The sequence below is a fragment of the Psychrobacillus sp. Z3-81 genome (assembly GCF_056620325.1).
This window is the reverse complement of the sequence record NZ_JBWQPU010000086.1, coordinates 1-253: the sequence shown is the minus strand read 5'-3', so window position 1 is coordinate 253 and position 253 is coordinate 1. Positions and strand designations below refer to the sequence as shown.

1 protein-coding gene is annotated in these 253 nt (G+C 45.5%); it reads right to left on the bottom strand.

Annotation, left to right across the window (positions count from 1 at the left end; all coding sequences use genetic code 11):
* Positions 1-253 (bottom strand): family 1 glycosylhydrolase (locus tag AC1ECF_RS17730; RefSeq protein ID WP_480390757.1); only part of this gene is annotated, 253 nt, incomplete at both ends.

The window sequence follows — 253 nt, the reverse complement described above, 5'->3', positions numbered from 1 at the left end:
ACCTTCTTCAACCAAGTAGTTCCATGCTGCCTTCGGGTATTTTCCCCAAGTATATATATCCATCCACCAATGGCTATTCAACTCCTCTGCATTCTCAGCAGCCAAAATATCTTCCGGCTTTGAAGATGCTGGGTAAGCTGGACCATAGGCAAAGCTCGGACCAATCTGTCCATCCGGGACATATTGACGGAATGCTTTGATGACACTGGCATTGGCCAGGTTTGCGTGATGATTCACTTGATAAAATAACTTC